Raw genomic sequence first — 15025 nt, 5'->3', positions numbered from 1 at the left:
GCGTGAGCCTCTCGAAAAGGGGATTGTTGTGTCTTGAATTTTAGAATGTTAAATAAATGAATTATGGAAAAAAAGCGAAGATCGGTTTATTTAAGGCGGGAACAAGGATGGAGGAAAATGACATTGTGGATGTTTTTTATGCTATGGGGGTTCCTTGGTTTCTCTCAGGAAAATAAGGTTTCTTTTAAATTTGTAGATCAGGAATTATCCTCCGTGTTGAAGGAGCTGGAAAAGGCGGACGTGTATAAATTCATGTTCAATTATGACGACGTGAAGGGGAAAAAGGTCACGTTGGAGGTGAAAGACAAGAAGGTGTTGGAGATATTGGATCTCGTGTTGAAGGATTTGCCGTTCACGTACCGAACGGACGGGGTGATGGTGATTATAAGACCGAAGGTTGCCGACGTGTCCGCCAAAAAGCATATACTCAAAGGTAAAGTTGTGGATACGAAAGGGGAACCGATGGTAGGTGTTACCGTGCGTCTGGATAGTACGACGGTCGGGACGGCAAGTGCCGCGGACGGGACGTTCACGTTGGCGATCGATAAGCCGGTGGGGAATCTGATATTCTCTTTTATCGGTTTTAGTGCGAAGAAGGTGGCGGTGACTTCCGGCAAGGAGGTGGTCGTGAAGATGGAAGAGGAAGTTTCCGACTTGGATCAGGTGACGGTGATCGCCTACGGGTCGAGAAAGAAACGGGAGTTGATCACTTCCGTAGCATCGATCAAGGCGGATGATATAAAAGAGATTCCCGCTGCCAGTCTGGAAACCTTGTTGCAGGGGCGTATGGCGGGTGTTGGGGTGAATATCCAGTCGGGTTCTCCCGGTGGCGGGGGAACGAACGTGGCGGTACGCGGGTACAATTCCTTGTGGCTGGATGAAGCGGGAGGGGGCGACGGTTCGCCGCTGTACGTGATCGACGGGGTGCCCGTGCATTCGTTTACTTCCCCGGTGACGGGAACGAACACGATAGCGGAGATTGATCCCTCGACGATAGAGTCGGTGGAGGTGTTGAAGGATGCCGCCTCTGCCGCTATTTACGGTTCACGTGCTGCGAACGGGGTGATATTGATTACCACGAAAAAGGGACGTGCGGGCGAGGGGAAGTTCTCCGTGAACCTGTCCTATTCGGCTTCCGTGTTGCCGAAAGCCCCGACACAGTTGGGCGGACGGGAGGAACGCCTGTACCATATGGCGGTCATGCGGGCGCAAAGAAATGCCTACGAGGTGAAGGGGAAGGGATATTACAAGTACCCGACTTCATACGAGGAGGCTGCTAATAACGAGGCTATATATGATGCTTTTTGGAATAGTGGTTTAGGGGTGGGAACAAAGAGTATTAGAATGGTTCAGGATTCCTTGAACCCTTTTTTCAACAATTCCACGAACTGGTACAAGTATATCTTTCGGACGGGAAAGATACTGAATGCTAATATCCAGACAAGCGGCGGTACGGAAAAGATGACTTACATGGTCGGTGCGGGATATTACAAGGAAACGGGAATTATGCCGGGAAGTGATTTTTCCCGTGTGAATTTGCTGACGAATCTTTCCTTCAATCCCGTGAAGAAGCTGACCGTGGACAGCCGTTTCTATCTGGCGTACACGGACAGAAGCCGGGGTGCGACATCGGGGGATGCTTTCAAGTACGAGAGCTTCACGGTCGATCCCAATTATACTTCTTCGTTGCTTTTGAAGGGTGGGGCGGTAGAAGAAAAAATGTTGCAGATGCTGAACGGGCAAGTGGAAAATAACACTTCTTACCGTTTAAGGGCTAACTTGCAGTTGAGGTACGAGATATTGAAGGGATTGTCTGTTTCGACTTCTTTGGCGTTGGATTATACCCAAGCGAACCAGAACCAGTTTACTCCCAGTTATCTGGATCCTAACGGTTATAATGAAAGTAAATCTTCGGGAGAGATTGCCCGGGATATGTTGTTGTCGAACGAGAATTTGTTGAGTTACGTGTTCACGCTCAACGAGGTGCACAATTTTGATTTGTTATTCGGGTTGGCGTATGACGGTAGCAAGAAATGGAGTAACAGCGGTCACGGGTTGCGGGGACCGAGTGACCGGATCGAGTATGTCGGAAGTGGTTTTCAGGATTTGGTATACGATCCGAGGGTGGATGATTACCGTGCTTTAAAAGATTATGGTTCCGATTTTTCGGAAACAGCGATGGTGAGTTATTTCGGGCGTCTGGCTTACAATTATGACAAAAAATACTTGTTGGAAGCCACGGTGAGGCGGGACGGGTCTTCCGTGTTCGGTGCGGATGTGCGTTGGGCTACGTTCCCGTCCGTAGCGGTCGGGTGGGCTTTTTCTACCGAGCGTTTCATGAAGTGGGCGTGGTGGTTGAATTACGGGAAGCTCCGGGCTAGCTGGGGACGCTCCGGTAGCCAGTTCGCGATCCCGTATCTGGCACAGGGCTTGATGTCCCCGGGAACGATCTTTGACGGGGTACAGGGAATGCAGCCCGAGGGGGTGATTAACCGTAAACTGAAATGGGAAGAGTCGGATCAATATGATTTCGGGTTGGATATGGACTTTTTTAATTATCGCTTGAACCTGACCATAGATTATTACTATAAATACACACGTGCCTTGATAAACAAAGAGTCACTACCCGGCGATATGTACGGGTTCAACGGGGTACAATGGCGGAATACGATGGCTATTTCAAACGAGGGGTTGGAGTTGGATGCCAAAATCGATATCCTGAGAGACACGGAAGTGAAATGGCGTACGCGTTTCAATATATCCCGGAACTGGAATCGTTTCCGGAAGAGTTACTCGGGGAGAGATTTCTATGACAAGGTGATTGGCAAACCGTTGAGCGGGATTTATCTTTTCAAGGATTTGGGTATGATCGAGAGTGATGCCGATGTCCCGTATATATTCGATCAATCCGGTAAAAAACAGATGTTGTCACCAGAAGGGGACGAGGAATATTTTTTCACGAAGGGAATGCGCCGTATCGCGGATATTGACGGCGACGGGCAGATCACGGAAGATGATTTGGTTTATTCCGGGACCACTTTGCCACAGGCTTACGGCGGGCTTGTGAACGAGATTAAATGGAAGAATTTTGACGTGAATATTTTGTTGACTTACACGCTCGGGCGTAAGATGGTGAATCAGTTCAAGTATAGTACCCTTCAGGGAACATTAGGTGTTTATCCCGTTTTCGCGGATGTGTCTTTGTCCGATTTTTGGCAGTATGCCGGTGACGGGAGTAAATACCAGACTCTCGGTTTGTATGGCAATTCCACGTTGATCAAGATAACCGGGCAAACGACGGATGCGCTGGAAAACGTGCATTATTGCAGGTTGAAACAATTGACAATAGGGTACAATCTTCCGAAGCGTATCATGAAGAAGTTGTGGTTGGACGGTATCCGGATTTTCGTGACGGGAGAAGACTTGTTCCTGTTGTCAAATTATTCGGGGCTTGACCCGGAAGTGGCGAATATCGCTACCGGATTCGATGACGGTCGTACTTATCCCTTGGCGCGGAAATGGACTTTTGGTTTGACTGTAAATTTTTAAACGAGGTAGATTATGAAAAGATTTTTATATAGTGTACTGGTCGTGTTGCTGTGTGCTTCTTGTGATTCGCTTCTTGATCTGGAACCGAAGAACGGGGTGACGTTTGAACACTATTTCACGACGGAACAGGATTTGGAAGCGGTAGTAATACAAATGCACGGGAATTTGAGAACAGCTTTGACAGGGGTGACTCAACAGGAGTTTATGGGACTCCGGGTGGATGTCGTGAAGCAGGGATCTTATATAAATAAAATACGCGGGTTGAATACCGACTATTTGTTGAATGTTACTAATCAACAGCAATGGAAGACTTACTACAACACGCTTGCTATCGTGGATTTGTTTTTCGATAATTACAAAAAAGCCAAGGATGTGGCTCCCGAACGGGTACGTTTTTATTGCGGTCAGGGAGAATTCGTGAAAGCCATGTGCTATTTTTACTTGGTACGGATGTGGGGTGATGCTGTTATCACGAAAGGAAGCAATTACATTGATAAATACGCCAAAAGCCCGGCATCCGTCGTTTTGGACACGGCTATTCATGCCGCCTTACGGGCGTATGACATGTTGCCCAAGTTCAGCGGTCTGAAAAACTCGAATAACAAAGCGTTGACCTCGAAGCAATACGGGTGTAAGGGAAGTGCTGCCGCCCTGTTGGCTCACCTGTACGCGTGGAAGGCTCACGTGGTCGGCGGTCAGGAGGATTTGAAGGAGGCGGAGAAATGGGCGAGTAAGTTGATCGAGGAAAAGTATCGCGACGAAGTGGGTGTCTATACTCTTGCGGAGAACCCGGAAGAGGTTTGTGCCGAGGTGATGCACAGGAAAAGTGCGGAGAGTGTTTTCGAGTTGGAAATTAATTATCAGGATGCCAGTACTTACTCCGTTTTTCTACCCGCTTATTCCATGATCGGAGCCCCGATCGTGAAGACCGAGGAAAAGATGGATATTAAAGATAAGGATTTTGGAATAACGATAGCGGGAGTAAATTCTTTATTCCCGGCAGGAGATGCACGTCGGGAGGCTTATTTCTACCATCTGGATGATCCGGAATGGCAGGAAGCGGGATTGGCTTATCTCTATAAATGGCGGTATGCCCGTTACGGGGCATCGGTTGCCGGGGAAGTCTGGCTTAAAGGGATGGATGTGAACCGGGTTATTTTCCGGTTGGCGGATATGTACCTGTTGCGCGCGGAGTGCCGGGTAAAGATGAATGACCCGGCGGGAGCGAAAGCCGATCTGAACGTAATCCGCGATCGGGCGGAAGCGAAGTTATGGCCTGCCGAAGGTGATAGCGGGGATTTGCAATACGATATTTTCAAGGAGCGGGAGAAGGAGTTGTTGTACGAGGGACACCGTTATTACGACGTGGTTCGTAACGGATACTGGAAAACGGAGTTGCAGGGAGGTTTTAACGATTTGTCGGTTGAGGACGTGAAAGACGGGGCTCTTTACCTGCCTGTTCCCCAAACTGCATTTTCACAAAATGATTTAATGATCCAGAACACGTTTTGGGCGTCAAAAATGAAATAAGCTATGAAAAAGATACTGTTTATACTGGTCGTGGCGGGTGTATTTACGGCTTGCGGTACAAAATACGACTATATCGATACGGGAGTTTGCGAGGAGGAATTCCGGGGTAATATGTATGAATACTTGCAGAGTAATCACTACGATTGGGATTCTATCGTGAAGATTATTGATCGCGCGGGATTACGAGAGATGTTCGAAAAGGAGGATTTCACTTTTTTGGGACCCACGAATATCACCATTCGCAAGTGGTTTTTCTGGGATAAGATAGGTGGCGTGGGAAACACGGACAAGGAATACGTGATTCACGGTTACAAGAGTATCCAACGGGTACCTGTCGAAATATGCCGGAAAATCGTGTTGAGCCACGTGGTAGAGGGAATTATCGCCCGCGATGATATCGCGAGGGCTACCTATAACGAGGAACAAAAAATGGACGGCGGGGGCAATATTTTTACCACTCGTTGGGGTAACCGGGTGTGGTTGTGGACGATACAGGAACCTTACATGAATATTCCCGAGATGGGACCGGTTATCGTGGAAATGGCATCGGTTGACGGCGAGGGCAAGAAAATCAAGGACATCGGTATGGCTACAATCGGCGTGAAACCGACGAACGGGATGGTACATTCGTTACCGTACAGTTATAATTTGGGAGAGATGTACACGGATAGATATTGGGCAATAGTTAATCATTAATAGCATGGGAGAGATGAAAAAATATTTGGTTTTGATAGGGGTGATATTAGTTTGGTGGGGATGTCACAACCCCACGCCGGGGTACCTTGAAACGGGTAACGCACAATACGTACCCGACACGATGATTATTCGCAAGGAGTTGGATCCGCTGAAAGATGCTTACCGGAAGATGAACAATGCTCCTTGGGTATCCCCGAAATGTCAGGGAGTTGACGGTACGGCTCCCGTTCTGTTCGAGATCGTAGACGTGACTTCCGAGGACGGCGATGCCGCCATGTTCAAAAGTTTCCTGAATATCCGGGGAGGCGGAAGAATGGAGTTTCCCTTGAAAGTAAGCGTGCCCGTGGGGCATTACGTGGTTTCCGTCAGGGTGTCGAACGAGGGATATTCCGAGGTAATCCCTGACGTGTTTACTTTTATAGTGGAATAATAAAATGAAAGGTTATGAGAAAGAGCGTGTTATTATTAATGATATGTATTTTCGCTGCCGGGGCAAGAGGGGAAGGTATCCGTTTTTTCAAGGGTTCCTTCCAAGATGCCTTGAAGCAGGCGAAAGCAGAGAACAAGAAGGTGTTTGTCGATTTCTACACCACGTGGTGCGGACCTTGTCAACTGATGTCCAAAAATGTATTCCCGGACGACGAGGTCGGGGAGTATTTCAACGAACATTTTATCAATTATCAGATTAATGCCGAGGACAAGGCGTACCTGCCGGAAGTGAAGCGATACGGCGTCATGGCGTATCCGAATATGTTGATTCTGGACACGGAGGGCAACGTGCTGGGGCGGCAACTGGGGGCTACCGACAAGAACGGTTTTCTCCGTTTTGCCCGGTTGGCATTGAAGGAAGTGTTGCCCGTGGACCAGCTTTACGAGAAACTGAAGAAGGACAGGAAGAATCAAACACTGATGCAGGAGATTCTGTTGGAAGCCCCGGGGTATATCGCCCGCTTGTCCGGTCAGGATCATGACAAATGGGAATACCGGATCGAGAAGTTATACGCCGATTACCGGAAGCAAAGACCGTTGGAAGATTGTATCACGGCGAATGACTTGAAGATTTTCTCTATATACCACACGGGGATGGGGAAGAAAGACGAGGTGTTTGAATTTGTGTTGTTGCACGTTGATGATTACGCGCGAGTGATTGATCGGAACGAGGTTTCCAATTTCCTGTTCATGTTGAGTTATCCTTGGATGGAAGAGTTGGCGAAAAAAGGTGATATGAGCTACCGGGAGGAGTTGGAGCGCGTGCGGGGAGATTTGAAGGTCGTGTATGATTCTATCATAAATTTCGGGGGGATGGACACGTATTCCGGTTTAAAGCTGCTGTTTGATGCGGAGTATTACCTGTACAACAAGAAGGATGTCGAAAAGTACCGTTCGTACATGGAGAAATATTTTGCGGGCTTGGGTGAAGGTATTCGTCCTCAAGATTATATCGGGGCGTTGGAGTCGCTGTATGAAGTGCTGGGGGAAAAGATCACGCCGGAAGTGGCACGTCAGGGAATCAGTTGGTTAAACGAAGCTCTGAAAAGCAAGTTGCAGCCGGAGATGCAGATGCGTTGTTTGCTGATGCTGGGCGATTGTTACAAGGCTTCGGGAAGCAAGGAGGACGCGAAGAAGTGTTATGATCAGGCTTACGTGATTTCCCTGCAATTCAATAATCCCGGTTTGTCTGCGGCAGTACAGGAATATGTAAAGAAATTAGAAGAATAATTACAGGAAGAGGTTTATTCATACCCTACCTCTTCGTCCATATTAACACTAACAGAACCTTTTGGGGTACAAGGTGAAAAAAAGAAAGACCATGAAAAGATTAATGTTATTATTTTGCTTGTTGGCGAGTTTTATTGCCTGTTCCGATGATAAGGATAATCCGGAGGAACCCAAGATGCCTATTACTGATTTGCAACTGCCGACGGTAAATCCCGTTGTCGGGGACAATGTAACGCTTGCGGGTAAGGGATTTGCGCAGGATTGCAAGATACAGGTAAAACCGGAAGGGGCTGCCGAGGCTATCGATGCTGCGATTGTCGAAGTTACCGATGCCGGAATAACCTTTAAGGCTCCGGCAGAAGTTACCGGTAAATGTAAAGTGATTTTGCTACAAGGCGGGAAATCATACGAGTTGGGTGATTTGACTTTTGAAGAGGCTCCGGATATTGAAGCTACTTTGTATGGTGTGTTTGCCGATGAAACGACAAATTCCGTGTGCCCGATCGACGTTGCCACCCAAAGGAGAGGTAAGGCGTTGTTTACACTGGATAGTGACATCGAGGGTATTGTTGCAGACAATCATGGCATGGTGTATTATAAAGTCATCACATTCGTGGATAACAAGAGTACTTATGAATTGCGTTATTACGATATCAAAGCGGGTAAAGGCGGAAAGATCGATTGGGCAGATGCCGGTCGTTGTTTCTCTATCAGCACGGATGGTGAAAAATTATACGCTTTGACTTATGATACTGATAGCTATGATATTTGCTTGTATTCTGTTGAACGCGATGGAAATGTCACTCTTTTACAAACTTACACAGATCAATTGGAAGCGCCTTACAGACGTCTTTATTCCACGGGTGGTACATTTTTATATGGAGAAAGCTATATATTTGCCGGTTTGCGTCTTGATATGGGGGATGTTGCGTATCATATATCCATCGTTGCAGATTTGAATGATGATTATTATGATTATCCTGCAGCAGAGGATATGATGAAATCTTTCCGTTTTGTGAAAACAGGTGATAATCATTATGTATTCAAGAACAATGAAGGAGAGGACGCTACAGCCAAAACAACAGTACATGAGTTTGCTGGGGAAGACGAGTGGTATGGCGATGACTATAATAATCCGGTTATTGCAACCATTGATAATTATTTTGTCGATCAGGTGTACGACCCGACGACCGGGCTGATATACGGAATGTTTGGGGATGAGAGCGATGGTATTCTGCCTTTCGATCCGAAAACGAATAAGGCTCTTGATCCTTGGATAGGAAGTGGTTGCGTGGCATTAGTATATATCAAAGATGTCGAGTGATAACAGAAAACGTGTATTGGAGTTGTGACATCGTTCATGACTAAGTTGTGTTGTAAAGATCGGGTTTGAATAGAACCCGGTCTTTTTTCATACAATATCCATGTATTTCCCGTGATGCCGATAGAACTCGGTAGTCCTGTTTTTGTCGGAGTGTTGATGAAGAGAACCCCATGAAATAACGGAGAGATAAGGGAGTAATAAGGGAACAAAGACGTTTCACCTTCGATACAAAGACGTTTCAAAGACGTTCACAGACGTTTTTGAATTGAAAGTGATTTGAGAATAAAATGGAACTATGTCTTGTCCTCTACCTCTTCTCTCCCTTATTTCTGTTTCACTTCTTCCTGCCGGGGAGATAAACGGATGTCGGGTAGTTTGATCGTTTTGTGTTTTAGCTTATCTTTGGCGATAAAATAACTGGAATGAAACACAATTGGAAACCGGGAAACATGATTTATCCCTTGCCGGCGGTGCTGGTGACTTGCGGGAGCGAACCGGAGGAATACGCCGTCTTGACCGTGGCGTGGACGGGAACGATATGTACCAACCCGCCGATGTGCTATATCTCCGTGCGACCGGAACGAAATTCTTACCCGATCATCAAAAAGAACATGGAGTTCGTGATTAATCTCACGACGAAAGATATGGCGTATGCTACCGATTGGTGCGGGGTGCGTTCCGGCAGGGAGTACAATAAATTCGAGGAGATGAAACTCACGCCCGTGCCGGGAGAGGTCGTGAAGGCTCCTATCATAGAGGAATCGCCCGTGTCTATCGAGTGTCGGGTGAAAGAAATTGTGCCGCTGGGGTCACATCATATGTTTATCGCCGATGTCGTGAACGTGCAAGCGGATGACCGTTACTTGAGCGGGGAAACGGGCAAATTCGAGTTGGCGGACGCCGAACCTCTGGTGTATTTACACGGCGGATATTTTGAATTGGGCAAGAAAATCGGTAAATTTGGTTGGTCTGTGGAGAAGAAAAAGAGAAGACGATAGTATAACTAAAGATTTGAAGTAAACGATATAATAGGAATATGAATGATCTGATAGAAAAGCATCCGTTGCAACCATTCCTGCCGGGTAATGCCCGGTTGCTCATGCTGGGGAGTTTTCCTCCGCCGCGGGCACGTTGGTCGATGGATTTTTACTACCCCAATTTGCAGAACGATATGTGGCGGCTTTACGGGGTATTATTCTTCGGGGATAAGGACTATTTTTTAGAGAAGGGAAAGAAAAGCTTTGACAAGGATCGGATTATCGCCTTCCTCAACGAGAAGGGAATAGCGTTATTCGATACCGCTATGGAGATCATCCGGCACAAGGGAAACGCATCCGATCAGTTTTTGGAAGTGGTTACCCCGGTCGATTTGAAGCGGGTCTTGGCGCAGATTCCCGCGTGTCGCGCTATCGTGACCACGGGACAGAAGGCGACCGATACCCTGTTGGAACAAATCGATGCCGTATCCCCCCGGGTAGGCGGGTATAGCGAGTTCGTGCACGAGGGACGCCCGATGCGGCTTTACCGTATGCCGTCGTCATCAAGGGCTTATCCGAAACCGTTGGAGGAAAAAGCGGCTGATTACCGCGTAATGTTTCATGATTTAGATATGTTGTAGGGATATGAAGACACTGTTGTTTATCGTGGATATGCAGAACGACTTTTGTTCGCCTCGCGGTTCTCTATATGTACCGGGAGCGGAAAAAGACGCCGAGCGGTTGGGGAGATTGATAGATCGGAAGAAGGAAGAGATAGACAAAATTATCCTTACGCTCGATCAACATCACGTGATGGACATTGCGCATCCTTTCTATTGGCGGAATGCCAAGGGCGAAAACCCGAAACCTTTCACCACCATATCTTGGTGGGAAGTCGTGTCCGGGGAGTGGATACCGTTCGGCGACAAAGCGGAAGTCGTCGAGTACCTGCGTCAACTCAAGGAGACGGGGGAGTACCAGCACGTGATCTGGCCGGAGCACTGTATCAAGGGAAGCGAGGGGGCTGCCATTATTCCGGTCTTGTTCGATGCCGTCATCCGCTGGGCACGTCAGGGGCGTTATTGCGGGATTGTCGAGAAAGGACTACATCCCGGCACGGAGTTTTTCGGGGCTTTTCGGGCAAACGTGCCTGTCGCTTCGGCTCCCGAAACAGCCTTTAACGTGAAGTTGAAAGAAGAGTTTGAACAATACGATACGATATGGTTGGCGGGTGAGGCTAGAACCCATTGCGTGGCAAACACGTTAAAACAGTTATTCGACTTCCCGGAGATTGTCCGCAAGCTCGTGATCATCGAGGATTGTATGAGCGATATACCGGGATGCGAGGGATTGGCTGTACCGATCTACGACAAGGCGGCACGCCTCGGGGCGCGTTTCGTCAAATCCGATTCAATATTGTTGGATAAAGATTGAGATGATAATACATGATTTTTTAGATAACGACCTCTACAAGTTCACGACGATGAACGCTATCCAGAAAAAGTTTCCGGATGCCGAGGTTGTCTATCGCTTCGTGAACAGGGGAAACACTCTCTTTCCCCCCGGTTTTGCCGAGGCGGTAAGGAAGGAAGTGGACGAGATGGCAACCTTGGTGCTATCGCCCGAGAATGAACGCTTTCTGCGTGCCCGGTGTTATTACTTCGATTCTGTTTTCTTTGACTTGTTAAAGGGATTCCGTTTCAATCCCGACGAGGTCAAGGTGAGTCAAGCGGGAGGCCGGTTGGACGTCGAGGTGCGGGGATTATGGTACCGGACGGTATTGTGGGAAGTGCCTTTGCTGGCAATTATTTCGGAATTGTATTTCCGGATGACGGGGCAGGAGGCACGCGATACGGAAGAAAGGGCTATGGCCAAGGCAAAGGCTTTCGCGGAAATGCATGCGGAGATTTCCGAGTTCGGCACCCGTCGCCGCTTCTCGTTCGAGGTGCAGGATCGGGTGATCTGCATATTGCGGGAAAACATGAAGGGATTGCTCAACGGCACGAGTAACGTTTACTTTGCCATGAAATATAACCTCACGCCCATGGGGACGCATCCTCACGAGTGGTTCATGTATCACGGTGCGCATTTCGGCTATCGCTCGGCAAATGCCATGGCGCTGGCAAACTGGGTGGACGTCTATGACGGTTATCTGGGGATAGCCTTGTCGGATACCTATACTTCGGATAATTTCTTCAATAGTTTTGACACGAAGTATGCCAAGCTCTTTGACGGCTTGCGGTGGGATAGCGGCGATCCTTTCGAGTTTACGGAGAAAGCCTTGCGTCATTACCGTCGGCATCGGGTTGACCCGGCGAGCAAGACGATCGTGTACAGCGATGCTCTTGACCTCGACGGGGTAAAGAGAATCAAAGAGTACGTTGCCGGGCGCCTGCACGATGTTTACGGTATCGGCACGTATATCACGAACGACGTCGGTGTGACACCGCTGAACATCGTGATTAAACTTTTCGAGTGCCGTCCCAAGGGAAGTGATATATTTCTCCCTACTGTCAAATTGTCTGACGTGGCGGGCAAGCACACGGGGGATCCCGAAGAAATTGATTTATGTTTGAGAATGTTGAGAATAAAATAAAGAAAAGATGTTAGTTACATACGAGAATATCCGAAACGACGAGAGTATAAAAACATATATTAACGAGGCGGATAAGGTGCTGCTTGCCTTGGGGTACACGGAACACTCGTTTCCCCACGTGGTAAAAACGGCGAAAATGGCAGAAATGATTCTGTTGACGTTGAATTACCCGAAACGCACGGCGGAGTTGGCCAAGATTGCGGGATACATGCACGATATCGGGAATATCGTCAACCGTATCGACCACGCTCAAAGCGGGGCCGTCATGGCGTTCCGCCTGCTCGACCGCATGGGAATGGACCCGGATGAGATAGCCCAAGTCATCAGTGCCATCGGCAACCATGACGAGGGGACAGCCGCGGCTGTCAACCCGATCGCCGCTGCCTTGATTCTCGCGGATAAAACCGATGTACGTCGTTCCCGCGTACGCAATCAAGATTTCTCTAACTTTGACATACATGACCGTGTAAACTATGCTGTCGAAGAATCCCGTATCTACTTCAACGAGGACAACACGGCTATTATTCTTGACTTGAAAATCGACACGTCAATCTCCGCTGTCATGGATTACTTTGAAATTTTCCTCGGTCGTATGCTTCTGAGCCGCAAAGCTGCCGAGTACTTGGATATTCATTTCGAACTGATCGTCAACGGACAAAGACTGCTTTAATAATTGAAAATTGAAAGTTGAAAATTGAAAATGAAAAGAACTCCCTCCCCCCTTCGGGGTACTCCCTTTATAAACAGAGGGAGAGCTAAATTACTCACCATCTTCGGTAAGATTCACCAGCTCCTCCTCTGTTTATAGAGGAGGTGGCTGCGAAGCAGACGGAGGAGTTCATTTTCAATTTTCAACTTTCAATTTTCAATTATCAAAACGTTCGGGCAATGGTCTGAATGATAGACTTCCGGTTCGATATACGCGTCTTTCAGGCGGGGTTTCAAGTTTTCGGTTGCCATGCAGTAGTCGATGCGCCAGCCTTTGTTGTTGGCTCTGGCGTTGAAGCGATAGCTCCACCACGTGTATTTTTCTGCCTCTTCCGGGTGGAAGTAACGGAAGGTATCTATAAAGCCGGAGTCGATAAACCCACCAATCCATTCCCGTTCCTCGGGCAGGAAACCGCTGTTCTTGGCGTTGCGTACCGGATCGTGAATATCTATCGGGCGGTGACAAATATTATAGTCCCCGCAAAGGATCAGGTTCGGGCGGGTTTTCTTCAGTTCTTCCACGTAATTCTGGAAGTCTTCCAACCATTTCATCTTGAATGCCTGCCGTTCATCTCCTGTCGTTCCGGAAGGATGATATACACTTACGATAGACAAGTCGCCGTAGTCGGCACGAATGAAACGTCCCTCGTCGTCGTACGCGGGGAGTCCCATCCCGTATTCCACGTGATCCGGCTCCGTTTTCGAGAGTATCGCTACCCCGCTATATCCTTTTTTCTTGGCTGAAAAGAAGTAAGAACGGTAGCCTAAAGCCTCGAATTCCAGTGTCGGTATCTGGTCCGGTTGCGCTTTTGTTTCTTGCAGGCACACGACATCAGGCTGTTCGTCTTCCAACCATTTCGTGAAATCTTTCGATAAGGCAGCCCGTAGGCCATTGACATTATAAGTAACTATTTTCATGGTTCGTTTTTTTTGCATTATGCCTCAAACTTACAAAAAAAGTTTTACTAATGTCGAGCCGAAGGTTCTTAAGATTCATAAAGTTTATAAAGTTCATAAGGTTTATAAGGTTCTTAGACCCCTGCGGGGCGCTTTGTCCACGGCAGCTCTAGCTGCCGTTAAATACAGTCCGAAGGACACCCGTCACTTTATAAACTTTATGAACTTTATAAACCTTATAAACTTTACTGCTTTGCCCCGGTGGCTTATTTCAAATAATACCGTTTCTTCGGGCGCAATTGTGCATCCAATTCATATACCTGCGGTACTCCTGTCGGAATTTCCAAACCGACAATATCTTCGTCACTGATCCCGTCCAAGTATTTAATCAATGCCCGTAGGCTATTGCCGTGTGCCACGACCAGCACCGTGTTTCCCGAGATCAGGCAGGGTGCGATATAATCCTGCCAGAAAGGAATGACCCTCGTGATCGTCAGTGCCAGCGACTCGCCCAAGGGAAGCACGGCGGGGTCCACGTTCTTGTACTTGTCCTCGTAGACGGCTCCGCGAGGATCGTCAGGCTCCAGTAAAGGAGGTGTAACATCAAAACTCCTTCGCCAGATATGTACCTGCTCTTCCCCGTACTTCTTTGCCGTTTCCGCTTTGTTCAATCCCTGTAATGCCCCGTAATGCCGCTCGTTCAAACGCCAGTTATGAATTTCCGGTACCCACATCCGGTCTGCCGATTCTTCCAGTAAATGCAACGTGCGGATAGCCCGTTTCAACACGGAAGAAAAAGCTACGTCAAATAACAAATCGTGTTTCCGAATTAACTCACCGGCACGGCGAGCTTCCTGTTCCCCCTTTTCACTCAAATCGACATCCGTCCATCCGGTGAACCTGTTTTCCTTGTTCCAGACACTCTCCCCGTGCCGGACTAATATTAATTTACACATAATACCTTGTTTAATTATAGGGGGTATACGTGTAAGGGTTTATAAAGTTTATAAGGTTCATAAAGTTTATAAA

13 protein-coding genes are annotated in these 15025 nt (G+C 47.8%); 11 read left to right on the top strand and 2 right to left on the bottom strand.

Translation table 11 applies throughout. The features are described 5' to 3' along the window. Window positions 1-63: 63 nt before the first annotated feature. The 11 genes from H8S64_RS08510 (at window position 64) to H8S64_RS08460 (ending at window position 13061) form a co-directional block, all read left to right on the top strand. A complete protein-coding gene (locus tag H8S64_RS08510; RefSeq protein ID WP_186975730.1) occupies window positions 64-3549 on the top strand; it encodes a SusC/RagA family TonB-linked outer membrane protein in 3486 nt (1161 codons plus the stop codon). A 12-nt stretch (window positions 3550-3561) separates the two neighbouring features. Next, a complete protein-coding gene (locus tag H8S64_RS08505; RefSeq protein ID WP_186975729.1) occupies window positions 3562-5079 on the top strand; it encodes a RagB/SusD family nutrient uptake outer membrane protein in 1518 nt (505 codons plus the stop codon). Between the two features lie 3 nt (window positions 5080-5082). Beyond that, window positions 5083-5775: a hypothetical protein gene (locus tag H8S64_RS08500; RefSeq protein ID WP_099292904.1), complete on the top strand. Its 693-nt coding sequence runs from the start codon at window positions 5083-5085 to the stop codon at window positions 5773-5775. Between the two features lie 13 nt (window positions 5776-5788). Then, complete coding sequence (locus H8S64_RS08495) at window positions 5789-6205, top strand: hypothetical protein (RefSeq protein WP_255302053.1); 417 nt, start codon at window positions 5789-5791, stop codon at window positions 6203-6205. 14 nt (window positions 6206-6219) lie between these two features. Beyond that, the gene (locus H8S64_RS08490) at window positions 6220-7494 is read left to right on the top strand and encodes a thioredoxin family protein (protein ID WP_186975728.1); all 1275 of its coding nucleotides are present in this window, start codon (window positions 6220-6222) and stop codon (window positions 7492-7494) included. A 91-nt stretch (window positions 7495-7585) separates the two neighbouring features. Further along, window positions 7586-8818, top strand: coding sequence for an IPT/TIG domain-containing protein (locus H8S64_RS08485; RefSeq protein ID WP_186975727.1), 1233 nt, complete (start codon window positions 7586-7588; stop codon window positions 8816-8818). Between the two features lie 422 nt (window positions 8819-9240). Continuing rightward, window positions 9241-9816, top strand: coding sequence for a flavin reductase family protein (locus H8S64_RS08480; RefSeq protein WP_186975726.1), 576 nt, complete (start codon window positions 9241-9243; stop codon window positions 9814-9816). A 38-nt stretch (window positions 9817-9854) separates the two neighbouring features. Then, window positions 9855-10436 carry a uracil-DNA glycosylase family protein gene (locus tag H8S64_RS08475; RefSeq protein WP_186975725.1) on the top strand — a complete coding sequence of 194 codons (582 nt, stop codon included), beginning with the start codon at window positions 9855-9857 and terminating at the stop codon, window positions 10434-10436. Window positions 10437-10440: 4 nt separating this feature from the next. Continuing rightward, on the top strand, window positions 10441-11229 hold the full coding sequence (locus H8S64_RS08470) for a cysteine hydrolase family protein (protein WP_186975724.1): 789 nt from the start codon (window positions 10441-10443) through the stop codon (window positions 11227-11229). Window position 11230: 1 nt separating this feature from the next. Continuing rightward, window positions 11231-12391 (top strand): nicotinate phosphoribosyltransferase, encoded by a 1161-nt coding sequence (gene pncB, locus H8S64_RS08465; protein WP_186975723.1) that lies wholly within the window; start codon window positions 11231-11233, stop codon window positions 12389-12391. Window positions 12392-12398: 7 nt separating this feature from the next. After that, window positions 12399-13061, top strand: a complete 663-nt coding sequence (locus H8S64_RS08460; RefSeq protein WP_186975722.1) for an HD domain-containing protein — start codon at window positions 12399-12401, stop codon at window positions 13059-13061. A gap of 188 nt (window positions 13062-13249) precedes the next feature. Here the strand turns inward: H8S64_RS08460 and H8S64_RS08455 are convergent, their stop codons facing one another. Further along, complete coding sequence (locus tag H8S64_RS08455; RefSeq protein WP_099294630.1) at window positions 13250-14017, bottom strand: exodeoxyribonuclease III; 768 nt, start codon at window positions 14015-14017, stop codon at window positions 13250-13252. A gap of 245 nt (window positions 14018-14262) precedes the next feature. After that, on the bottom strand, window positions 14263-14952 hold the full coding sequence (gene gpmA, locus H8S64_RS08450; RefSeq protein ID WP_186975721.1) for a 2,3-diphosphoglycerate-dependent phosphoglycerate mutase: 690 nt from the start codon (window positions 14950-14952) through the stop codon (window positions 14263-14265). Between the last annotated feature and the right edge of the window lie 73 nt (window positions 14953-15025).

The organism is Butyricimonas hominis (genome assembly GCF_014287455.1).
Taxonomy (GTDB): domain Bacteria; phylum Bacteroidota; class Bacteroidia; order Bacteroidales; family Marinifilaceae; genus Butyricimonas; species Butyricimonas muris.
This window is presented reverse-complemented; position numbering and strand designations above follow the sequence as displayed.